This window comes from Amycolatopsis cynarae (assembly GCF_026802195.1).
Lineage (GTDB): Bacteria > Actinomycetota > Actinomycetes > Mycobacteriales > Pseudonocardiaceae > Amycolatopsis_E > Amycolatopsis_E rhizosphaerae.
Map to the genome: position 1 here is coordinate 961691 of NZ_CP113836.1, position 21913 is coordinate 983603.

General features: G+C 71.0%; 15 protein-coding genes, 1 tRNA gene and 1 pseudogene. 8 read left to right on the forward strand and 9 right to left on the reverse strand.

The window, feature by feature from the left end; translation table 11 throughout:
* Positions 1–103: 103 nt before the first annotated feature.
* Genes ORV05_RS04605 through ORV05_RS04615 form a run of 3 tightly spaced genes read right to left on the reverse strand, consistent with a single transcriptional unit; the run spans position 104 to position 9068 of the window.
* Positions 104–961 (reverse strand): alpha/beta hydrolase, encoded by an 858-nt coding sequence (locus tag ORV05_RS04605; protein WP_268757197.1) that lies wholly within the window; start codon positions 959–961, stop codon positions 104–106.
* Positions 958–7347 (reverse strand): type I polyketide synthase, encoded by a 6390-nt coding sequence (locus tag ORV05_RS04610; RefSeq protein ID WP_268757198.1) that lies wholly within the window; start codon positions 7345–7347, stop codon positions 958–960. The genes ORV05_RS04605 and ORV05_RS04610 overlap by 4 nt, the downstream gene beginning before the upstream one ends.
* Positions 7344–9068, reverse strand: a complete 1725-nt coding sequence (locus ORV05_RS04615) for a fatty acyl-AMP ligase (protein ID WP_268757199.1) — start codon at positions 9066–9068, stop codon at positions 7344–7346. The genes ORV05_RS04610 and ORV05_RS04615 overlap by 4 nt, the downstream gene beginning before the upstream one ends.
* Positions 9069–9469: 401 nt before the next feature.
* Here ORV05_RS04615 and ORV05_RS04620 point away from each other — a divergent pair.
* Positions 9470–10399, forward strand: a pseudogene (locus ORV05_RS04620) (MFS transporter); the annotation flags it as partial.
* 253 nt (positions 10400–10652) lie between these two features.
* Here ORV05_RS04620 and ORV05_RS04625 read toward each other — a convergent pair.
* From ORV05_RS04625 to ORV05_RS04640, 4 genes are all read right to left on the reverse strand, one after another.
* A complete protein-coding gene (locus ORV05_RS04625) occupies positions 10653–12842 on the reverse strand; it encodes an MMPL family transporter (protein ID WP_268757200.1) in 2190 nt (729 codons plus the stop codon).
* 67 nt (positions 12843–12909) lie between these two features.
* Positions 12910–13539: a TetR/AcrR family transcriptional regulator gene (locus tag ORV05_RS04630; protein WP_268757201.1), complete on the reverse strand. Its 630-nt coding sequence runs from the start codon at positions 13537–13539 to the stop codon at positions 12910–12912.
* Positions 13540–13732: 193 nt separating this feature from the next.
* On the reverse strand, positions 13733–14299 hold the full coding sequence (locus ORV05_RS04635) for an ArsR/SmtB family transcription factor (RefSeq protein WP_268757202.1): 567 nt from the start codon (positions 14297–14299) through the stop codon (positions 13733–13735).
* A 476-nt stretch (positions 14300–14775) separates the two neighbouring features.
* Positions 14776–15819 (reverse strand): LacI family DNA-binding transcriptional regulator, encoded by a 1044-nt coding sequence (locus tag ORV05_RS04640; RefSeq protein ID WP_268757203.1) that lies wholly within the window; start codon positions 15817–15819, stop codon positions 14776–14778.
* A 381-nt stretch (positions 15820–16200) separates the two neighbouring features.
* Between ORV05_RS04640 and ORV05_RS04645 the strand changes: the two genes are divergently transcribed.
* From ORV05_RS04645 to ORV05_RS04665, 5 genes are all read left to right on the forward strand, one after another.
* Positions 16201–16605, forward strand: coding sequence for a nitroreductase family deazaflavin-dependent oxidoreductase (locus tag ORV05_RS04645; protein WP_268757204.1), 405 nt, complete (start codon positions 16201–16203; stop codon positions 16603–16605).
* Between the two features lie 87 nt (positions 16606–16692).
* On the forward strand, positions 16693–18090 hold the full coding sequence (gene lpdA / locus ORV05_RS04650; RefSeq protein ID WP_268757205.1) for a dihydrolipoyl dehydrogenase: 1398 nt from the start codon (positions 16693–16695) through the stop codon (positions 18088–18090).
* A gap of 77 nt (positions 18091–18167) precedes the next feature.
* On the forward strand, positions 18168–18899 hold the full coding sequence (locus ORV05_RS04655; protein WP_268757206.1) for an SDR family oxidoreductase: 732 nt from the start codon (positions 18168–18170) through the stop codon (positions 18897–18899).
* Positions 18900–18986: 87 nt separating this feature from the next.
* Positions 18987–19063: transfer RNA gene (locus ORV05_RS04660), tRNA-Arg, on the forward strand.
* A gap of 85 nt (positions 19064–19148) precedes the next feature.
* The gene (locus ORV05_RS04665; protein ID WP_268757207.1) at positions 19149–20078 is read left to right on the forward strand and encodes a tyrosine-type recombinase/integrase; all 930 of its coding nucleotides are present in this window, start codon (positions 19149–19151) and stop codon (positions 20076–20078) included.
* A gap of 11 nt (positions 20079–20089) precedes the next feature.
* On the opposite strand, the gene ORV05_RS04670 is transcribed toward ORV05_RS04665, so the two are convergent.
* Together ORV05_RS04670 and ORV05_RS04675 are read right to left on the reverse strand one after the other, a co-directional pair.
* Positions 20090–20434 (reverse strand): hypothetical protein, encoded by a 345-nt coding sequence (locus tag ORV05_RS04670; RefSeq protein WP_268757208.1) that lies wholly within the window; start codon positions 20432–20434, stop codon positions 20090–20092.
* Between the two features lie 111 nt (positions 20435–20545).
* Entirely contained in the window at positions 20546–21016 is a 471-nt protein-coding gene (locus ORV05_RS04675) for a hypothetical protein (RefSeq protein WP_268757209.1), read from the reverse strand.
* Positions 21017–21240: 224 nt separating this feature from the next.
* Here ORV05_RS04675 and ORV05_RS04680 point away from each other — a divergent pair, with 224 nt between their 5' ends.
* Entirely contained in the window at positions 21241–21603 is a 363-nt protein-coding gene (locus tag ORV05_RS04680) for a helix-turn-helix domain-containing protein (protein WP_268757210.1), read from the forward strand.
* Entirely contained in the window at positions 21600–21872 is a 273-nt protein-coding gene (locus ORV05_RS04685; RefSeq protein WP_268757211.1) for a hypothetical protein, read from the forward strand. The genes ORV05_RS04680 and ORV05_RS04685 overlap by 4 nt, the downstream gene beginning before the upstream one ends.
* The last annotated feature ends 41 nt before the right edge of the window (positions 21873–21913 follow it).

Consider the following 21913-nt stretch of genomic DNA (forward strand, 5'->3'; position numbering starts at 1 on the left):
CGGAGCCGCTTGCGGTGGGATTCATGAGGAGGAGATCCCACAGCGAGGGACCGCGTCAGGTTCCGCCACCCGCACCGCCACGCAAACCACTTCCAAACAGGCTCTAGGCGGCGCGGGTGAGACGGGGCCAGAGGGCGGCGAGGTGGGCGCGCCAGGTGCCCCAGAAATGCGTGCCCGCGGTGAAGTGCGTGGTCACGTCCACGCCGGCGGTGCGCAGCCGCTCGGCGAACTCCTCGTTCGCGGCCCGCGCGGTGCGCTCGATCAGGCCCATGCCGGGCACGGTCTCCTCGCCCGGAACGCGCGTTCCATCCCCCGCCGCAAGGAGTACCTCGGTGCCGCGGAACGCCTCGGCATGGCCGCACGGGTCGTTCGCGGCCCAGGTGGCGAACGCCCGGCGCCGCGGCCCCCAGATCCGCCCCGGCGGGATGCCTTCCCGCAGCGACAACAGGCCCAGCAGTGCCCCCATGCCCGGCCGGGTCAGGTGGACCAGCCCGCTCAGCGACGCGACCGCGCGGAACATCCCCGGCCGCCGCATCGCGTACCGCAGCGCACCGTAGCCGCCCATCGAAATGCCCGCCGCCAGGCGGAGTTCGCCCGCCCCGAACCGTTGTTCCAGCAGGGTGCGCACCTCGTCGAGGTGAAAGGTTTCCCAGCGGGGCACGGTTCCGGCGCGATCGGGCACGCGCCAGTCGGTGTAGAAGCCGAGCCTGCCGCCGTCGGGCATCACCACGAGCAGATCCGAATCGGCCGCCAGCCGCAGCAGATCGGTGTGCCTTCGCCAGCAGGTGTGGTCGTCAGACGAGCCGTGCAGGAGGTAGAGCACGGGGTGGCGGCCGTGGTCGCCGGGCCGCCAGCCCGGCGGGGTGCGCACGGCGAGCGAGACCTCGCGGCCCAGCGCGGGCGAATGCGCCCGGAGCTCGCGCAGGCCCTCCCTGGTTTCCCGGTCCGCGAGGACCTTCACCGTCCGGCCGCCAGCCGCGCAGCGGCCAGTACCACGTTCAGCCGCCGCCCGATCTCGTCCACATTGGGCGGATCGAGCAGCGAGAGGTGGTGCCCCGGCACGGTGATGACGTCGAGGTCGCGGCACACCGCGTCCCAGCCGCGGGCCGGGTCCCGCCGGTCGAAGCGGTGGTCCCGCAGGCCGCCCGGCGTGAGGTCCCGTGCGCTGAAGAAGGAGACCGGGCCGTCGTAGGGCCGTGGCAGGTAGCGTTCGAGTGAGCGCGTGTCCAGCAGCGAGGTGCGCTGGTGGTTCAGGATCGCCCCGCTGACCGCGCTGTTCACCAGGCCCTCGGCCCGCATGGTGTCGACCAGCAGCCGCACCTGGCTCTCGTCGTCCAGCCGGGCCAGCTTCTCGTAGTTCAGGCTGATCTTGCGGCCGTAGCTGGATTCGAGGAACTCCCCGAACCGGGCGAAGCGCCGCTCGGTCAGTTCCACATCGGACAGCCCGGTGTCGTTCGGCAGCGGGATGATCGAGTCGATCATCGCGAGCACCTCGACCGCCTCACCGGCGCGGCGCAACTGCTGCGCCGTCTCGAAGGCGAGGAAACCGCCGAACGACCAGCCCGCCAGGCGATACGGTCCGTGTGGCTGCACGGCCCGCAGTTCCGGCAGGTACCGGCGAACCCGGTCCTCCACGGCGGAAACGCCTTCCAGGCGGTCGAAACCGTAGACCGGCACGGCCGGATCGAGCAGCTGGGTCAGCTGCGTGTAGACGGTCGTGTCGCCGCCGCCGGGATGGAAGAAGAACAGCGGGGTCTTGCTGCCCTGGCCGCGCAGCACCCGCAGCGGCCCGTTTCCGTGCTCCTCTTCGCGCAGGTGCGCCGCCATCCGTTCGATCGTGGGATGCTCGAACAGCTCGGAGATGGTGAGTTCGCGCCCGCTGCGTTCGGCCAGCAGCGCGGTGACCCGTTCGGCGTGCTCGCGGTCACCGCCGAGACCGTAGAAGTCCTGGGTCACCCCGGCCTCGCGCCCCAGCACCTCCCGCCACACCCCGGCCACCAGCCGTTCGGCGGCGTCGCGCGGGCCGACGAGCGCGGGCGAGGCGGGCCGCGTCCGGTCGCCGATGCCCAGCTGCTCGAAAAGCCACTGTTCGGTGTCGAGCACGCTGGCTCCTCGCAGCAGCAACGAAACCGGGAGCGACAGGTCGAAATCGTGCTGGACCGCGTTGCGGATGCGCACCGCCAGCAGCGAGTCGACGCCGAGTGCGGACAGCGGGGAGGCGACGTCGAGCCGCTCGGGCGCGAACCCGAGCACGGAAGCGATCCGCGCGCGCAACTGTGCGGAGGCCGTGGCGCGGGCGGTGTCCGGCGGGAGCCCGTTCAGCCCGCTACTACCCGTCCACTCTGGACCTTCCTCGGCCCGCGGTGCGAACTCTCCCAGCAGGGAGGCGAAGAACGGGAGCCCGGTCAGCTGCGGGAACGCGGTGACCAGCCGGGGCACGTCGAGCCGGAGCGCACCGGCGTGCGGCAGGTCCCGGCCGAGCACGGCGGCCAGTACCGCCGTCCCCTCGTCCGGCCGGATCGGGTGCAGCCAGGGGATGTCCAGGTCCGCGGCGGCGCCGATCTCGGCCCAGGTGCCCCACGAGATCGAGGTGGCGGGGAGACCCTGCGCCCGCCGCGTCGCGACCAGAGCGTCCAGGTAGGCGTTCGCGGAGGCATAGGAGGGCTGCCCCGGGGAGCCGTGCAGTGCTGCGGCCGAGGAGAAGCCGACCCACCAGTCCAGGTCGAGGTCGCGGGTCACCTCGTGCAGGCGCCAGGCGCCGTAGGCCTTCGGCCGCCACGACCGGTGCAGCGTCTCGGCGTCCAGCCGGGAGGTGGTGCGGTCGTCGAGGACCGCGGCGGCGTGGATCACGCCGCGCAGCGCGGGCCCCGCCGCGGCGACGAGTCGTTCGGCGACGCCGGGTTCGGCGATGTCGCCGAGCACCACCTCGACCTCGGTGCCCGCGGGGAGAGCGGCGAGCGCGTCGCGCGCCGCCGGGCCCGGCGCGGACCGTCCATTGAGGACCACCTTGCCCGCGCCCTGCTCCGCGAGCCAGGCGGCGAGGTGGCGGCCCAGGCCGCCGAGTCCGCCGCTGAGCACGTACGCGGCACCGGGGCGTACGACCGGAGCGGTGCCGCTGGCGGCTTGGGGAAGCCAGTCCAGGCGGCGGGCGTAGCGCACTCCGGCTCGCCAGGCGACCTCGTCGTCGCCGCCCGCGGCCAGTTCGCCCGCGAGCGCCGCGGCCGCCTCCTCCGGAGTCCACAGGGGATCGAGGTCGGTGATTGCGGGACGCAGTTCGGGATGCTCGCAGGCCAGGACCCGTACCAGCCCGCGCAGGGAGGCGAACGCCGGTTCCGCCACCTCGCCCGGTTCGACCGAGAACGCCCCCGTGGTGACCAGCAGCAGCCGGGGCGGCCGCGCCAGATCGGCAAGGCGGCGGGTCGCGTCCGCGACCGCGAGCACGGCCCGTTCGGCGTCGGCGAGGCTTCCGCGTGGCGGCACCACGACGAGCACCGCCTTCGCCCTGGAGTCGAATCCGGCACCGAAACCGGCTTGGCGGGCGCGAAGCGCGGTGGCCAGCGGGCTGGGCTGCTCGCTGAGCACCACGACGTCACCACCGGTTCCCCCGGCGGAGCGCGGGCTGTCGAGCGGGGCGGGGTGCCAGACCGCTTCGAGGAGCCGTTCGGTCAGCGGCGCGGCGATCTCGGCGCGGGTGGCCTCCCGCAGGGAGACCTCCGAGATTTCCAGCAGCACCTTTCCCGTCGCGTCCACGACGTGCAGTTCGCCGGTCCAGCCGCCCCGGCTGTCTTCGGCCACCGAAACGTGCACCGTTTCGCCGCCGGACACCCGGCCAGTGCCTCGGACGGTGCCGAACCGCACCGGCAGGTGAAGGCGTCCCGGCTCCGGCTCGGGCAGTGCCGCGGCGAACGCCTGCAGGCATGACTCGACCACCGACGGATGCAGGAAGAGCCGCGGATCGCCCGGCGCCGCGCCGGGCAGCGACACCGTCGCGACGACCCGGCCGGACCGCACCGCCGTCCTGGACTCGCGCAGGCCGGTGAAGGCGGGACCGTACACCAGACCGAAACCGGCGAACCGGCGGTGCAGCGCGGACACCGCGATGGTGCCCTGCTCGTCCACAGTGGAGGAAAAGATGTAGGTCGCGGGCGGTTCCGTGAGGGAGAACTCCACGGTCGCGGCACGGCGCCAGGCGCCGCCTTCGTCCTTGCCGTGCACCTCCACCGTGCCGCCACCGGCTCGTGGGGTCAGCGTGGTGGTGACGGTGGTGTGCTCGCTCAGGACCAGCGGCCGGTGCGGAACGATCGCGTCGAGCACGATGCGCTCCGGCGGCGCGTCGAACGCCGTCCGCGCGGCGGTGAGTGCCATCTCCAGGTACGCCGAGATGGGCAGCACCGGGCGGCCGTCCAGACGGAGATCGGCCAGCCATGGCTGCGCTTCCGCGCCGAGATCCGCCTGCCACAGGTGCTTTCCGCCCTCGGGAAGCTCCGCGTGGACACCGAGCAGCGGATGGCCGGTGGTGGCCGGTGGCGTGGCGGGAAGCCAGTGGCGCGTGTGGTGCCATCGCGTGCCCGGCAGGTCGGCGAGCCGTCCGGGGCGGGCGGGGCGGGCGGCCCCGGCGAGTTCCAGTGCGGCCAGCTGCCGGTGGAAGTGCGCGGTCTCGTCCGGGTCTTCGCGGAGGCTGGACAGCACCAGCGCCCCCCGCCCGGCCAGGTTGTCGGTCAGGGCGTGCCGCAGGACCGGATGGGGCGACAGTTCGACGAACAGGTGGTGGCCGTCGTCGGCCGCGGCCGCCACCGCCGCCGAGAAGCGCACGGGACGGCGCAGGTTGGCCGCCCAGTAGGCGGCGTCGAAGGCGGTTACCTGACGCGGATCGTCCAGGGTGGTGCTGTAGAACGGCAGCGCGGGCAGCGCCGGGACGAGCCCGGCGAGTCCCTCGGCCAGGGTGCCGGTGACCCGGTCCACGATGGGGGAGTGCGCGGCGACGTCCAGTTTCACCAGCCTGGCCAGCCTGCCGCGGGCGTCCATTCGCGAAACGATGCGCCGCACCGCGTCGGCCCGGCCCGCGATCACCGTCTGCCGTGGGGCGGACAGCGCCGCCACGTCCACGTCCGGCACGCCGCCGAGGAGTTCGGCGGCCTCCGCCGCGTCGGCCTCCAGCAACGCCATCGCGCCGTCCCCGGCCAGCGACGCCAGCAGTTTCGACCGCAGGGCCACGATCCGCGCGCCGTCCGCCTCGGTGAGGGCACCCGCCACGACCGCGGCGGCGACCTCGCCCACGGAGTGGCCGATCACGGCGGCGGGCCGCACCCCGTAGTGCGCCCACAGTTCGGCGAGGGCGAGCTGCAGCCCGAACAGCATCGGCTGCACGCGGTCCATCGTGGTGGCCTCGGCACCGGCACGGAGGTCCTCGGCGAGTGAACGCCCGGTTTCGGCCGCGAGCAGCGGGTCGAGCCGGTCGACCGCCGCGGCGAACACCGGTTCCTCGGCCAGCAGCCGCCGTCCCATCCCGGCCCACTGCGCGCCGTGCCCGGAGAACACGAACACCGGTCCCTTGCCGGGGGGTGGTCCGGCGGCCGGTTCGAGTGCGGCGAGGCCTTCGAGGAGTTCGTCCCGGGTGCGGGCGACCACGGCGGCGCGACGGCGCCCGTCGAGCCGCCGGGCGAGCGTGCGGGCCACGTCGGCGAGCGGAATCCCCGGTGTCCGGGAAAGCCACCGGGCCAGCAGGCCGGCCGCCTCCCGGAGTCGCTCGTCCGAGGCCGCGCCCAGCAGGAACCGCTCGATCGCGGGCTCCTCGGCCGGTTCGGCGGGCGGCGGCGCCTGTTCGAGCACGACATGCGTGTTGGTGCCCCCGAAACCAAACCCGGAGACGCCGGCGACCGCGGGCCGGCCGGTCTCCGGCCAGGGGCGCGCGCTGTCCACAACGGAGAGTTTCAACTCGTCGAAGGGGATGTGCGGGTTGGCTTCCGTGTAGTGCGCGGTCGCCGGAACGAGTCCGTGCCGGAGCGCGAGCACGGTCTTGATCAGACCGGCGATGCCCGCCGCCGCCTCCAGATGCCCGAGGTTGCCCTTCACCGAGCCGAGAAGCAACGGGCGGGTGCGGCCGCGGCCAAGGACCGCCCCGAGCGCCCTGGCTTCGATCGGGTCGCCCAGCAGCGTTCCGGTGCCGTGCGCCTCGACGTAGTCCACTGTGGCCGGGTCTATGCCCGCGCGCCGGTAGGCCGTGCGCAGAAGTGCCTGCTGTGCCTCGGCGTTGGGCGCGGTCAGCCCGTTGGAGCGCCCGTCGGAGTTGGTCGCCGAGCCGCGGATCACCGCGAGAATCCGGTCCCCGTCGGCCCGGGCCCGCGCCAGCGGTTTGAGCACCACGACCCCGGCGCCTTCCGCCCGGACGATGCCGTCCGCGTCGGCCGAGAACGGCTTGCAACGGCCCTCGGCGGAGCTGATCCCCATCTCGTCGAAACCGGCGGTGATCCCGGGACCCAGCAGCAGGTTCGCGCCACCGACGAGGGCCAGGCCGCATTCTTCCGAGCGCAGGCTCTGCACGGCCAGGTGCACGGCGGTCAGCGACGACGAGCAGGCGGTATCCACGGCCAGGCTCGGGCCGCGGAGGTCCAGCACGTAGGACAGGCGGTTCGCGGCCACGGCCAGCGCCGCCCCGGTGCCCGTCCAGGCGTCCACGGTGGACACCTCGGCCAGCGATCGGGCGCCGTACTCGGTGCCGCTGATGCCGACGAACACGCCGGTCGGACTGCCTCTCAGTGACGAGGGCGCGATGCCCGCGTGTTCGAGCGCCTCCCAGGCGACTTCGAGCACGAGCCGCTGCTGCGGGTCCATTCTGGCCGCTTCCCGGGGCGCGATACCGAAGAATTCGGCGTCGAACCCGGCGATGTCGTCGAGGAAACCGCCTCGCCGGGTGATCTTTTCGGGCACGGTGCCGTAATTCCGCCACCGGTCCTGGGGCACCTCGCCGATCGCGTCGCGCCCCTCCGCCAGCAGCCGCCACAGCTCGTCCGGGCCGTGCACGCCACCGGGCAGCCGGCAGCCCAGCCCGATCACCGCGATCGCGTCGCCGGGGGATTCGGGCGGCGCCGGGACCGTGCCTGGTTCCGGCGCCGCTTCGGCGAGGAGCGCCTCGGTCAGCCGGTCGATGTCCGGGTGGTCCCAGAGCAGGGTGGTGGGCAGCCCGCGGCCGAGCAGTTCTTCCAGTTCGCCAGCCAGTTCCACCGCGTCCCGTGAGGACAGCCCGTACTCGTCGAGCGCGGCCCCCGGGTCGATCTCCGCCTCGTCCAGGTAGCACCGCCGGGCCACCTGCTCGACGAGCCAGGCGCGCAGTTCGGCCGCGCTGGTCATGAGGCGTCCCAGTGCCGCCGCCGGGCCGCGGATCTGGCGATCTTGCCGCTGGAGGTGCGGGGCACGTCACCGGGGGCGACCAGCCGGAATCCGTGCAGCTTGACGTCGTGGATGGCGGACACGGCCCGCCGCACTGCGCGCGCGATTTCGGCCTCGGCCGGTTCCCCGGCGTGCGGGGCGCGCTCGGCCACCACGGCGGCACCCTCGGCCCCGGAGGTGTCCGTGACGGCGAAGGCCGCGACGTGACCGCGGCGGATCGCCGGGTGGGCCCGCTCGACGGTCGCCTCGATGTCCTGCGGGTAGTGGTTCCTGCCGTCGATGATGATCAGGTCCTTGCGGCGGCCGGTCACGTAGAGCAGGCCCTCGTGGATCAGGCCGAGATCGCCGGTGCGCAGCCAGGAACCCGGCTCACCGTCGAGCCGTCCGCCGAAGGTTTCGGCGCTGCGCCCCGGCTGCTGCCAGTACCCGGTGGCGATGTTCGGGCCGTCGACCCAGATCTCGCCGACGCGGCCCTCCGCCAGCACGGTGGATTGTTCGGGGTGGACGATCCGGACGGACTGCCCGACGGGCCGTCCGGCGGCCGCCAGCGCGAGGGCGCCGGGGGTGCCGTCCGCGACCACGACACCGCGGTCCTCGGCGAGCGCGGCGCGGTCGAACGAGGTCACCGTGGGGCCCTCGGTGCCGGTGCTGGTGACGAACACGGTCGCCTCCGCCAGGCCGTAGGACGGCCGGTGCGCGCGCGGGTCGAAACCGGACGGGCCGAAGGCCTCCGCGAACGCGGAGATGGTGGCCGGACGCACCGGCTCGCTGCCGTTGACCAGCACGCGGACGCCGGAGAGGTCGAGCCCTTCCCGTTCGGCGGCCTTCACCTTGCGCACCGCGTAGTCGAAGGCGAAGTTCGGCGCCGCGGAAAGGACGTTGCGGACACCGGAGAGCGCGCGAAGCCAGCGCACCGGGCGCATGACGAAGGCGAACGGCGCCATGAACACCGAGTGGGCGCCGGAGAACACGGGTTCGGCCAGCAGCTGCACCAGGCCCATGTCGTGGAAGAACGGGATCCAGCCCGCCATGGTCCACGATTCGTCGATGCCGAAGGCGGTTTTGGCCTGCCGCGCGTTGCTGAGCAGCGCACGGTGGGTGATGACCGCGCCGGCGGGTTCGCGCGTGGACCCCGAGGTGTACTGCAGGTAAGCGGGATCGTCGAGGCCGACGGGCGGCACGTCGGGGAACGCGCTGCCCGGTTCGAGCGCGTCGACCGCGATGATCTGCTCGGGCATCGGCACCGCGTGGTCCTCGGCCAGTGCCCGGACCTGCGCGAGTGCGCTCCGGGAGGTCAGCCACACCTGCGGTGCGCAGTCGGCGAGCGCGCCGGCAAGGCGGCTCCCGTGCTGGCTCACCTCGGGGGCGAACAGGGGAACCGCAACGGTTCCGGCGTGCAGCGCGCCGAGGAAACCGGTCACATAGGACAGATCCTGCGGCGCGAGGACGGCCACCCGGTCGCCACGCCCGGTGAAGCGGCTGAGTTCCGCCGCCACGCTCCGGACGCCCTCGGCCAGTTCGGACCAGGTCACCGCGCGCGCGATGCCCTCGGGATCGCTTCCGTAATCGAGAAAGGTGAAGGCGGTCCTCTTCGCTCTGGCACCGTCGAAGAGGTAGGAGGTCAGGGGCCGGAATCCGCCCGTTTCCACCGTTTCCGGAGAACGGGTTGCTGCCAACGACATCTGTCTTTCACCCACGCAATGAGTAGTTGAGCCCGCGGTGCCGGAGCGCGCAGTTTTACGGGTTGGAAAGCGCGTTCTGGCAGGCAATCAGACGGTGATTCCCTGGCGGTCGACGGTCCGTGAGGCCGGTGAGCGGCTTTACGGTAGCCACGGTGGAAGCGCAACGCAAGATGGTCTCATCCCTGCCGTAGGAGATCATCGGCGATTCAGCGATAATGCCGGTAACCCCGCCCGATCACGATCAGCGCGGTGACAAATATTTGCCTTGAACCGACTTTCGCCGGAAGTGGACTGGCGGGTTTCCCGCCGTTCTTGTATAAACCCTGGACATGCTTGGCCGGGTGGGCACCACGACGGGACGGCCATGGCCGACGCTGCTGGCCGCGGTGCTCGGCGGTGCGATGGTGGGCCTGGACGGCACGGTGACCACGATCGCCGCGCCGTCGCTCGCGCGCTCGGTCGGCGCCTCGATCGGCGAACTGGAGTTGATCGCCAACGTCTACCTCGTCGCGCTCGCGGCGGGTCTGCTGCCCGCGGGGCGCCTGGCCGACCGGATCGGGCGGCGGCGCGTGTTCGTCCTCGGGGTGGGCCTGTTCGGCCTGGCTTCGCTGGGGATCGCGCTGTCCCACGGCGTCGCCGCGCTGGTGGTTTTCCGGCTCGCGCAGGGGATCGCCGGAGCGCTGCTGCAGCCCGCGGCACTGGCCTTGGTGCGCAATGCCTTCGCCCCCGGCCGCCTTGGCCTGCCGCTCGGAATCTGGGGCGGCGCCAACGCGCTGGCGATCGGGCTCGGCCCGGTGCTGGGCGGGCTCCTCGTGCAACGCCTGTCCTGGCCCTCGGTCTTCGCGCTGAACGTTCCGCTGGCGGTGGTCGTGATCGCGCTGACCTGCTGGGCGGTGGCGGAATCGACCGGACCGCGCGCACGGATGCCCCGCGTGCTCAGGCGGTTGCTCGCCCTGCGGGGGGTTTCGCTGGGGGCGACCCTGGTTTCTGTCAGCTCGTTCGGCGTGTTCGGCCTGCTGTTCCTGCTCACCCTTTACCTGCAGAACGCGCATGGGTTGCGGCCCGTCGCCGCGGGGGTGTGGATGCTCGCCCCGACCTGCGTGGTGGTGCCCGGCGCGCTGGCCGGCGGCGTGCTGGCCCAGCGGTTCGGCCCGCGGTGGCCGGTGTGCGCCGGGTTCGTCCTGGCCGCACTGGGTCTGGCCGGCCTGTCCCGGCTCGGCATCACCGCCGCGTTCCCGGAGCTGCTGGTCCCGGGAGCGCTGGTGGGCGCCGGGACCGGGCTGTGCGCGATCGGCGCCACCGAGGCGATGATGGGCGCCGGGCCCGGCGAAGCCGGTGGCACCCTCTCCGGGCTGCAGCAGGTCGCGTCGCAGGCCGGGGGCGTGCTGGGCGTGGTGACGGCCGGTGCCGTGGTCTCGTGGCGGATCCCGGCCGTACTGCCGGAGCGGATCGCGCAGGCCGCGCTGCCGGAGGCGACCGGTGCCCGGCTGCGGGCCGCCACCGAGTATCTCGCCCAGGGCGTACTACCGCCGGGGTTCGGCGAAGGACCGGACTCCGGGAACGCGGCCGCCGCGGCCGCGCGGCTCACTTTTCTCGACGGGATGCGGGCCGCGTTGCTGGTCGCGGCCGCGGTGAGTCTGCTCGGCGCGGTGCTCGCGCTGCGGCTGCCACGACCGGCGGGACGGCCGGAGGCGAGGGCCGAGACCGCTCCGGCCACCCCGGCCACCAGATGATCCGCCCGGCGTCCACGGCGAGCGCGGGCACCAGCAGCGAGCGGACCACGAAGGTGTCCAGCAGGACCCCGAAGGCCACCAGGAACGCGATCTGCGCCAGGAACAGCACCGGGATCACCGACAGCGCGGCGAAGGTCGCGGCCAGCACCACCCCGGCGGAGGTGATCACCCCGCCGGTGACCTTCAGCGCGGTGAGGGTGCCGTGGACCGTGCCGGACCGCGCGGCCTCCTCGCGGGCCCTGGTCATCAGGAAGATGTTGTAGTCGATCCCGAGCGCGACCAGGAAAACGAAGGCGTACAAGGGAATCGAGGGATCGGCGCCGGGAAACCGGAACACGCGGCCGAACACGAACGCGCCCACCCCCAGCGTGGCACCGAAGGACAGCACCACGGTCGCCATCAGTAGCACCGGCGCCACCAGGGAACGCAGCAGCAGAGCCAGGATCACGAAGATCGCGACCAGAACGACCGGGATGATGGTGTCGCGGTCGTGGGTCGCGGCGGCGAGCAGGTCCGCCTGTTGCGCGGTCTGCCCGCCCACCCTGGCGTCCGCGCCGGGCACGGCGTGCACGGCGGTCCGCAACCGGCCGACGGCCTCCAGCGCGGCGGCGGAATCGGCCGGATCGCGCAGCGTCGCGGAGATTTCCACCATGCCGTCGACGGTTTTCACCGCGCCCGCTTCGGTGGCGGGTACCGCGTCGACGATTCCGCCGGTGGTCTTGACCACGTCCAGGATCCGGGGCAGGGTCTCGGCTTTCGCGGTGATCAGGGCGGGAGAACCGGTCCCGCCGGGGAAGTGCGCGGCGAGCACGTGCCCTCCGGTGACCGCGTCCACCGGGCGGAGGAACAGGGCCTCCTGCGAAGTGCCGGACGCCGACAGCGAACCGATGTTGGCCAGGCCCGCCGCCAGCACCAGGGAAGTGACGAGCCAGCTCGCGCGCGGTCGCTTGTGGACCAGCCGGGCGATCCCGTCGAAGATTCCGTGGGTGGACCGGCGGTGCTTGACGGGAGCCGGGCGTGCGGGCCAAAAAGCGGCGCGGCCCAGCAGCGCCAGCGCGGCGGGCAGAAAGGACAGGGAGGCGGCGAGCGCGCCCGCGATGCCGATCGAAGCGACCGGGCCGAGACTGCGGTTGGAGGTGAGTTCGCTGAACAGCAGGCACAGCATGGCGAGGATGACGGTGCCGCCGGAGGCGCCGACCGGTTCGACGGAGGTGCGCAGTGCCCTTCGCAGCGCGGAGCCGGTGTCGCGGGTGCGCAGGAGTTCCTCGCGGTAGCGGGCGACGACCAGCAGCGCGTAGTCGGTGGCGGCGCCGAAAACGAGGATGAGCAGGATGCCCTGGGTCTGCCCGTTGAGGGTGAGCACGCCGCGGCGGGTCAGCCAGTAGATCAGCGCCGATGCCGTGCCCAGCGCCAGTCCCGCGGAGAGCAGCACCACCACGGGCAGCAGCGGGCTGCGGTAGACCACGACCAGGATGAAGGCGACCACACCCGCGGTCACCAGCAGCAGCATGCCGTCGATCCCGCCGAAGACCTCGGCGAAGTCGGCGTTGTAGCCGCCCGGCCCGGTGGCCAGCGCACGCAGTCCCGGCGGCAGGCCCACCGGGAGCAGCGTGCGAAGGTGCGCGACGTCCTTGCCCGCCTGGAAGGGATCCTGGCCGGAGACCGGCAGGATCACTTCCACGGCCTGGCCGTCCGGCGAGGCCAGCGGCGGGGTGGGTGACCCGGCCAGTCCGGGCATGCGGGCCAGTTCCGCGGTTTTCGCGGCGATCGCGGCGGAATCGTCGCCGGTGAGCCCTCCGGTGCGCTCGAAGACGAGCACCGTGGGCAGGAGCCGGTCCTTCGCGAAGCGCTCGGTCAGTTTCTGCACGGCGGTGGATTCCGCGCGGGAGGGCAGGAAGGACCCCGCGTCGTTGGTGGTGACCTCGCCGAGCTTGCCGAGGTAGGGCAGGGTGAGGAAACCGAGCGCGAGCCAGCCGAGCACGATCAGGACCGGCAGCACGAATCGCCGTGGTGCCGAAGTGGTGTCCCGCGGTCGTTCCATAAGCGGATTCCGCCGTTCCTGGGCCGGTGACGGCAGAAACGATCTCACCTCGGCGGGTCATTCGCCGTCAAGTGGCGATTTTCGCATCCACTACAGCCGGAAAGACTTCCTCAATAAGAGTGAGGAACGACTGGTACAGCAGGGTGTGCACCTGCGGACGCTCGAGTCCCTGGCGCAGCAGCCATTCCCGCCCCGCCGCCTTCACCATTCCGGCGTAGGACCGCACCAGTGCGTTCAAGGTGGGCCGCGCCGGATGCTCCGCCGGGATTTCGAGCACGTCGAGTATCCGGTCCGCGGAGGTGCGTTCCGCCTCCACGATGATCTGCTCGACGTCGCGGTCGCTGCTCATCCCGTCGGAGGTGGCCACCAGCCACACCTTGCCCTGGTTGACCACCATTTCCAGGAACCAGTCGATCAGCCGGTGGGCGCGCTCGGGCATCGGGCCGTCGCCGAGCCCGCCGACCTCGGGCATCGGCATGGTGATGGCGCGCCGGATGACTTCGAGGTAGAGCTCGCGCTTGGTGCCGAAGTAGTGGTTGATCAGCCCCCGGGCCACCCCTGCCGACGCGGCGATGTCCGAAGTGGACACATCGGGGTAGGGACGTTCGCCGAACAGGCGCGCGGCGCAGGCGAAGATCTGTTCCTTGCGTTCGTCCGGTTCGAGTCGCCGCCATCGGGGCTCGGATGCCGTTGCCATGGCGGACATCGTGGCACGGACGGGCGGCCGGTGAGTCCCCGAAAGGGGGGTCCGGCCCACATATCAGTCGATTGGACGCATCCGGTCCCGGCTGGGCCTTCCGCGATTATGACGTGCCGGGCGGTGCTGCGGGGGCCACCCCGGGCGGGTGATGCGGCGAACGCCTCGTCACGGCGCTGTCCGCCGAACGCGCTTATTCCGCGGCTTCCTCGACCGGCAGGTGGAAGAAGCGCAGGTGCATCGGGCGCGCGTCGGGGGGTGCGTCCTCCGCCGAACGCCCGTACTTGTGCAGCAGTGCGATGTAGTCCTCGAACAGCGCTTCGAGGTCTTCGAGGGTGTAGTAGGCCTGGCTGCGGGAGAGGTTGAGCCACTGGCCGTGCTTGTTGTACTCCTCCACCATCCGCTGGACCAGTCGCAGTTCGCCCGGGATGCGCAGTTGTGCCCAGGTGTCGTAGGCCGCCTTGTCCTCCGGGGAGAGGCTGTCGTAGGCGGGGGCCCGGCGGTCGGTGGGCACGGTGCGGTACCAGCGCTCGCGGCCGGTGGCCCGCTCCTTCACCTCCTCGATGATGCCGGCGTCGGCCAGCACTCGCAGGTGGTAGCTGGTGGTACCAGTGTTCTCGTCGAGCGCCTTCGCGATCGCCGTCGAGTTCGCTTCCCCGAGCCTGCCGAGTTCGGCGAGCATCCGCTGCCGGAGCGGATGGGCCAGTGCCTTGAGCGCCTTGCCGTCGCTGACGACCTTGCGGGGCGGGGTCTTCACCATGGGGACAGGCTAGCAGAGAAAGCTCTGCAAAAAATTACTTGCAGAAGTTTCTCTGCAACCCTACCGTGGTCAAGGTGATCAACTGGAGGAGTGCCGAGCCGAGGATCTGGGTGCCGCGGGTGCTGGGGGCGACCGCGCTCGCGCTCGTGCCGTGGGTGTTCGTCCTGGGAGCCGTCCTGCCCCCGGTCTACCGCGCCCGGCACTGGGAGGTGGCGTGGATCGGGCTCGACCTGATGATGGCGGCGGGCTGCGCCGTCACCGCCCGCCTCCACCTGCGCGGCGACCCGCGGGCGGCGCTCACCGCCGCCGCGGTGTCGGCGCTGGCCGTGCTCGACGCCTGGTTCGACGTGCTCACCGCGCAGCCGGAGGAGATGGCCCACTCGCTCGCCTGTGCGGTGCCCGAACTGGGACTGGCCGCCCTCTGCGCGGTGATCGCGCTGGGGCGCTGCGGCGCCCCAGTCGTCCACAGTGGAGAATCAACGGCGGCGCCGGCGCCTGGCCGTGCTCTCCCGCAGGATCACCTCGCCGCCGATCCGGCGCACCCGGTTGCGCTCCCCGGGGTGACCACCCAGCGCCAGCCGCAACGCCTGCTCGCCCAGCTGTTCCAGCGGCAGCGCGACCGTGGTCAGCGGCGGGGCGAGGTCGCGGGCGAGCGGGATGTCGTCGAAACCCGCCAGTGAGACGTCCTCGGGCACCGACCGGCCCTCCTCCCGCAGCGCGGCCAGCGCGCCGATCGCCATCAGGTCGCTCACCGCGAACACGCAGCTCGCGCGGTGCTTCGCGGCGATCATCTCCCGCGCCGCCGCGTAACCGCCTTCCCGGTCGAACTCGCCTTCGAAGATGTCACGATCGGACAGTTCGATCCCGCCCTCGGCGAGGCCCTCCCGGAACCCGGACAGCCGCTCCACCACGCTGGTGAGCGTGTGCGGGCCGGTCAGCACCGCGAACCGCCGGTGCCCGAGGCCGAGCAGGGCGGCCGCCAGCGCCTTCGCACCGCCCTTGTTGTCCGGCTGGACCGTGTCGGCCTTGATGTTGCGGTGCCTGCTCACCACCGCGACCTGCCCGCCGCCCCGCCGGTACGGCTCCAGTTCCGCGTTCAGCGTCCGGCCCCAGGCGCGGTCTTCGAACCCGGACCCGATGAGCAGGATCGCCGTCGCCCGCTGGCTGCGCAGCATCGACACGTAGGCGATTTCCTTGTCCGGTTCCCCGAACGTGCTCGCCAGCATCACCAGCAGCTCGTTTTCGTCCGCCACGCGCAGGACCCCGCGGATCACCTCGGCGGCATACGGATCGCTGACGTCGTGGCAGATCACCCCGACCGAGCGAAGCGCGGCACCGGCCAGGGCCTGCGCGTGCACATTGGGCGTGTAGGCCAGGTTCGCGGCCGCTTCGACCACCCGGCGCCGCAGGTCCTCCCGCACGTTGGTGGTGCCATTGAGCACCCGGGACGCCGTGGCCAGTGAGACACGCGCCTTCTGCGCCACGTCCTCGAGCGTCACGTGGAGCTTGGCGGGCGTCATCGGTTCCTCCGGTGTTTCGCGGGGAACGAACACCCGTCCGGACCCGAGGACGGTGGGCGATGGTGGATCACCGGTTCCTCCTGTGTCTTGCGGGACACCCGCACCCGGTCGGACCCGACGACCAGCAGGCCATCGTCGGTCATCGTGTCCTCCTGTGTCTTGCGGGACACCCGCACCCGGTCGGACCCGGTGATCAGTGGGCGGCGATGGTGGATCACCGTTTCCTCCTGGCGAAAGCGCTGTCGCGTTACCGAGGAAGGGTTCCCCTCTTTCCGCAGGTCAGATGCACACGATCGGGGTGAAAACGGCCCAGGATTACTCCCCGGCCCCGCCGCGTTGACCGAGGGTGAGAGCACATCGACAACCGGCTAAGGAGGCCCCATGCTCTTCGGCGATGAGCACGTCCGGCGTTACGAGGAGACCAACGGTGAAGTGGGTCACGACTGGGAAAAGGGCGCGCCCATCCTGATTCTCACCACCACCGGCCGCAAGACCGGGCAGGAGCGCAAGTTCGCCCTGATCTACCAGGAGCACGAGGGGAGCTACGTGGTGGTGGCGTCCAAGGGTGGCGCGCCCCAGCACCCCGGCTGGTACCTGAACCTGCTCGCCCACCCCGAGGTGAAGGTCCAGGTCAAGGCCGACCGGTTCGCCGCCCGTGCCCGTACCGCCACCGACGCCGAGCGCGAGGTGCTGTTCCCCAAGATGGTGCGGGTCTGGCCGGACTACGAGGACTACCAGCGCAAGACCGATCGCAAGATCCCGGTCGTGGTCCTCGAGCGCGTCTGAACCGCACGGTGAGCGCCGCCGGCACGGCGAATCGGGCCGTGCCGGTGGCTTCACGGCCCGTGGGGAGGCGGGCATAGGCTGAAACCCATGAGTGCACATTTCGACGTTGTGGTGCTGGGCGCCGGGCCCGGCGGGTATGTCGCGGCGATTCGCGCGTCGCAGCTCGGGCTCAAGACGGCGGTGATCGAGGAGCGCTACTGGGGTGGGGTGTGCCTGAACGTCGGGTGCATCCCGTCGAAGGCGCTGCTGCGCAACGCCGAACTCGCGCACCTGGTCACCAAGGAGGCCAAGACCTTCGGGATCTCCTCCGACGGTGAGATCCGCTTCGACTACGGCGCGGCGTTCGACCGCAGCCGGTCGGTCGCGGACGGCCGGGTCAAGGGCGTGCACTTCCTGATGAAGAAGAACGGCATCACGGAGTTCACCGGGCGCGGTTCGTTCGTCGACGCTCACACGATCCAGGTGAAAACCGCCGAGGGCGACGAAACCATCACCTTCGGTCACTGCATCATCGCCGCGGGCGCGACAACGAAACTGCTGCCCGGGACCTCGCTTTCCGAGCGCGTCGTGACCTACGAGGAGCAGATCCTCGACCGGAACCTCCCGGAAAGCATCATCATCGCCGGGGCGGGCGCGATCGGTGTCGAGTTCGCCTACGTGCTGCACAACTACGGCGTCAAGGTCACCATCGTCGAGTTCCTGGACCGGATGGTGCCGCTGGAGGACGCCGAGGTGTCCAAGGAACTGGCCAAGCGGTACAAGCGGCTCGGCATCGAGGTGCTCACCTCCACCAAGGTCGAGGCCATCGACGACAGCGGGGACAAGGTCAAGGTGACCGTCGTGGCCAACGGCACCAAGCAGACCCTGGAAGCCGACAAGGTGTTGCAGGCCATCGGGTTCCAGCCGCGGGTCGAGGGCTACGGCCTGGAGAACACGGGCGTCGCGCTGACCGAGCGCCGCGCGATCGCGGTGGACGGTTTCGGCCGCACCAACGTGCCGCACATCTTCGCGATCGGTGACGTGACGGCGCAGCTCATGCTCGCGCACGCGGCCGAGGCGGCCGGTGTGGTGGCCGCGGAGACCATCGCCGGGGCGGAAACCATGCAGCTGGACTACGCGATGATCCCGCGCGCCACCTACTGCCAGCCGCAGATCGCCAGCTTCGGCTGGACCGAACAGCAGGCGCGGGAGAAGGGCTTCGACGTCCAGGTCGCCAAGTTCCCGTTCACCGCCAACGCGAAGGCGCACGGCCTCGCCGACCCCACCGGCTTCGTGAAGATCATCTCCGACGGCAAGTACGGCGAACTGCTCGGTGCGCACCTGATCGGCCCGGACGTCACCGAACTGCTGCCGGAACTGACGCTGGCGCAGAAGTGGGACCTGACCGTGCACGAGGTGGCACGCAACGTGCACGCCCACCCGACGCTCGGCGAGGCGGTCCAGGAGGCCATCCACGGCCTCGCCGGCCACATGATCAACCTGTAACACCGGCATTCCGGCGGCCCGTGGCGAGGGGTGTCCTCCGCCACGGGCCGCCGTGCCGTCCGACTCGGGAGGTGCACATGGCGGTGGCCGTGGTGACGGGTGCCGGTTCGGGGCTGGGCAGGAAGATCGCCCGTGCCCTGCTGGAGGCGGGATACCAGGTCGCGCTGACCGGCCGGCGCGCCGAACCGCTCGCCGAAACCGCGGACGGGCACGACGCGCTGCTCGTCCCGGCCGACGTTGAGGACCCGGAGCAGGTGAGAGCCCTGTTCGAAGCGGTGCGTGACCGGTGGGGCCGGGTGGATCTGCTGGTCAACAACGCGGGTGTGTTCGGCCCCTCCGGCGATCTGGACGAGATCGACGTCGAGGAGTGGCGGCGTACCGTCGACACCAACCTCACCGGGGCGTTCCTGTGCGCCCGCGAGGCGGTGCGCCTGATGAAGGCACAGCGCCCGCAGGGCGGACGGATCATCAACAACGGGTCCATTTCGGCTCACACGCCCCGTCCCGGCAGTGCCGCCTACACCGCGACGAAGCACGCGATCACGGGGCTGACCAAGTCGATCTCGCTGGACGGGCGGCCCTACGACATCGCCTGCGGGCAGATCGACATCGGCAACGCGGCCACCGAGATGACCGCGGGGATCAGCCGTGGCGCACGCCAGGCCGACGGCCGGATCCTGCCCGAACCGACCTTCGACGCCGGGCACGTCGCCCGCGCCGTGCTGTACATGGCCGGTCTGCCGCTCGACGCGAACGTGCAGTTCATGACCATCACGGCGACGAAGATGCCCTTTGTCGGCCGGGGCTGAAACGCTCGGCCGGTGTTCGGCGATACGAGGAATGACGTTGACTAAACTGCGGGCGTGGTCGTGGCCCGCAGTGGTCGTCGGCGCCGGGCCCTGGTAGCTCAGCTGGATAGAGCAAGAGCCTTCTAATCTCTAGGTCGCAGGTTCGAGTCCTGCCCAGGGCGCCACCAGCGGAAACGTGTCAGAGCGTAGCCGCACACCGGTTGAAGAGCAAGAGATTGCAACCCCCAGTTTTGGGGTACATTGCCCCGCATGGCCCCTACCATTGACGATCTTCGCGACCTCTCCGGCGACTGGAAGCGTGCGCTCAAGGCCTCCAACAAGGCCGACGGCACCGTCGCCCTGTACCTGCGGCACGTGCGCTACCTGATCGAGTGGCTGGGTGAGCGCAATCACACCGGCGGCGTAGACCAGGCCACGCTAGAGGCCTACTTCGCCGAGCTGCTGGAGCGGGCGACCCACCGCAACGGCATCGAGGGCGACAAGGTCAAGCCCAACTACGTCTCGGCCCAGTACCGCAGCCTGCAGCAGTACTGGAAGTGGCTGGCCAAGGAGGACGAGGTCGAGACCAACCCGTTCGACAAGATGTCGCCGCCCCACGCGCCCGAGCAGCCTGTGCCGGTGCTGCGCGAGCACGACGTGAAGGCGCTGCTCGCGGTCGTGGCCGGCCGCACGTTCGTGCAGCTGCGGGACAACGCCATCATCCGGCTGTTCCTCGACACCGGCGTGCGTGTCTCCGGGCTGGTCGGCATCCGGCTGGAGGACTTCAACTGGGACCACGACACCGTGCGCGTCACGCTCAAGGGCGGCAGCGAGCACATCCTGCCTTTCGGCGCCAAGACCTCCGACGCCCTGCGCCGCTACCGCCGCGCCCGCGCCAAGGTCCCGCTCGCCGGCCGGACGGACGCTTTCTGGCTCGGCGACAAGGGGCCGCTCACGCAGTCCGGGGTCCGCCAGATGCTTGAGCGTCGCGCGGCCGACGCCGGGATCGACAAGCTCTACCCCCACCTGTGGCGGCACCTGTTCGCCCACACCTGGCTGGCCTCGGGCGGCGCCGAGACCGACCTGATGCGGCTGATGGGCTGGCGCTCACGTCAGATGGTCGCGCGCTATGGCGCCTCCGCGGCCGACGAGCGAGCGCGGGAGGCGCACCGCAAGAAGGCACTCGGCGATCGATTCTGAAATTCGGAAAACTAACTGGATTCGGTGAGAAAAAAACCGGTGCCCCCGTCGCCCGTCCACTGGGCATCCGTCGTCACGAGCCGCAAATAGCTCGGACGCCGAACGCTCCGGCGGACCGGAGACGGAGGCGCCGGTTTCGGCAAATTCTTCACCGGAAGCCCGGCATTTTCGAGCAACTGTTGCGCGCGTTCGTGCCCGCACTTTTCCTCTAGCATCTGGCGCAGACACAGCGCCACCGCCATCAGCTCGCGCCGTTCCGCGATCGCGTCGCGCAGTTCCTTCGCCACGAAGCACATCAGGGCGACTCCGACGAGTGCGACCCCCAGAGTCAGCAATTCCACAACATCGTGCACCATGCCGATATATTCGCCGGTACTGACGTTTTTCTTACGCAGCTACACCGTTTTGTTACATGCAACGCGCGACTTACTCGGCGGTATTCGCTCACATGGAGCAACGGGTTGCGGCTAAATCGCGCGTTCTTGCGCAACTCGGGCACGGTGCTGGAATATGTAGGCTTTTCGGGTTTCCTCATCCAATTCCTTGATGGCCCAGAGTTGCACCTCTACACCGTCACGCAATTGGCCTAGTCCGGGTATGTCCGCGACGGACGCCGTCGGGGCTGTCTCCTGCGCGGCCTCTTGAGCGGTCTCTTGGACGGTCGGCGGGATGGGGCCGCCCTCGAGGATGGTCCGCGGCGTGTCCTCGTTCCAGTTGGGCAGGGCGCGGGCGACGGCGAAGAGGATCACCTGGCCCACGTACTCGTCGCCCTGCTCCAGCATCTGCAAGCTGCGCTGACTCTTCACGCCTGCCGCTCTTGCGAAGTCTGTCCGGAATTTGTAGCCGGCGGCGATGCGGGCCTTGGCGACGGCCTGGCCGAGGCGCACACGGGCCTCGGGCGGGTATCCGGTGGTCGAGATCTGCTTGCGGTCCGGCATGGGGGCATGGTTGCGCATATTGACGCATAGCGCCACCTGTCTGGTACGTCGCCTTGCTCTCCTCTGTCTGCTCCTGAACTCTCCCGTGCTCTTCGCCATGCACGCATAGTAAGGCATAGTTCCGCATACTTTCAACACTTTGACGTGCTGATTCGTTTCTTACTATGCGGTAGTATGCGTGATCATGCTTGACCAGACCGGCATGTTTACGCATGATGTGATCTATGCCCTTCCTGAACGGCCCCCTGGTGCGCGATCTCGCCGCCGAGCACGGCTGGGACCTGGCCGCGCTCGCGGACCGGGCCGGGATCCCCCTGCGCACCCTGCAGAACATCACCCGCGAACACGACCCCGACCCCACCACGCGCATCCGCCTGCACAACCTCGCCAAGGCGCTGGCCAAGGGCCGCACCTCTGCGGTCCCCGAGCTGATGAGCCGCATCCGGCGCCCCTCGTCCGCCACGACCAACGACGGCGTGCCGGACGAACCGCCGCAGCAGCCGACCCGCCCCAAGGGACCGGCCCGGCGACAGGACACGGAGACGACCAAGCGCGGCCCCAAGCGCGTCGCGAGCGTCGCCGCATGACCCCCGAGGAACGCAACTCCCGCGCACTGCGCGCCCGCATCGGCGCTCACAGCCGCTGGGCCCGTTGCGACGACCGGCCCGCCGCCACCGCTGCGGCCCGCGCCAGCAGCCCGGCCTCGACCGACCGGTGGGAGCGCGAAGTCGACCCCGAGGGGCGCCTGTCCGTGCATGAGCGCGCCGTCCGCGCCGCCCACGCCAAGAGCGCCTACTACGCCCGCCTGTCCCTGGCGGCGAAGAAAGCCCGCGCCGCCCGGCGCAAAGCCGCCTGACCCCGAACAGCACAACGCCCGCCCCGGGACGGACCAGAACC

Bases quoted from the DNA above. Each gene is read 5' to 3' on its own strand.
- ORV05_RS04610 (WP_268757198.1), bottom strand. From the start codon at position 7,347: ATGACCAGCGCGGCCGAACTGCGCGCCTGGCTCGTCGAGCAGGTGGCC.
- ORV05_RS04615 (WP_268757199.1), bottom strand. From the start codon at position 9,068: ATGTCGTTGGCAGCAACCCGTTCTCCGGAAACGGTGGAAACGGGCGGA.
- ORV05_RS04625 (WP_268757200.1), bottom strand. From the start codon at position 12,842: ATGGAACGACCGCGGGACACCACTTCGGCACCACGGCGATTCGTGCTG.
- ORV05_RS04630 (WP_268757201.1), bottom strand. From the start codon at position 13,539: ATGGCAACGGCATCCGAGCCCCGATGGCGGCGACTCGAACCGGACGAA.
- ORV05_RS04635 (WP_268757202.1), bottom strand. From the start codon at position 14,299: ATGGTGAAGACCCCGCCCCGCAAGGTCGTCAGCGACGGCAAGGCGCTC.
- ORV05_RS04640 (WP_268757203.1), bottom strand. From the start codon at position 15,819: ATGACGCCCGCCAAGCTCCACGTGACGCTCGAGGACGTGGCGCAGAAG.
- ORV05_RS04645 (WP_268757204.1), top strand. From the start codon at position 16,201: ATGCTCTTCGGCGATGAGCACGTCCGGCGTTACGAGGAGACCAACGGT.
- lpdA (WP_268757205.1), top strand. From the start codon at position 16,693: ATGAGTGCACATTTCGACGTTGTGGTGCTGGGCGCCGGGCCCGGCGGG.
- ORV05_RS04655 (WP_268757206.1), top strand. From the start codon at position 18,168: ATGGCGGTGGCCGTGGTGACGGGTGCCGGTTCGGGGCTGGGCAGGAAG.
- ORV05_RS04665 (WP_268757207.1), top strand. From the start codon at position 19,149: ATGGCCCCTACCATTGACGATCTTCGCGACCTCTCCGGCGACTGGAAG.
- ORV05_RS04670 (WP_268757208.1), bottom strand. From the start codon at position 20,434: ATGGTGCACGATGTTGTGGAATTGCTGACTCTGGGGGTCGCACTCGTC.
- ORV05_RS04675 (WP_268757209.1), bottom strand. From the start codon at position 21,016: ATGCCGGACCGCAAGCAGATCTCGACCACCGGATACCCGCCCGAGGCC.
- ORV05_RS04680 (WP_268757210.1), top strand. From the start codon at position 21,241: ATGCCCTTCCTGAACGGCCCCCTGGTGCGCGATCTCGCCGCCGAGCAC.
- ORV05_RS04685 (WP_268757211.1), top strand. From the start codon at position 21,600: ATGACCCCCGAGGAACGCAACTCCCGCGCACTGCGCGCCCGCATCGGC.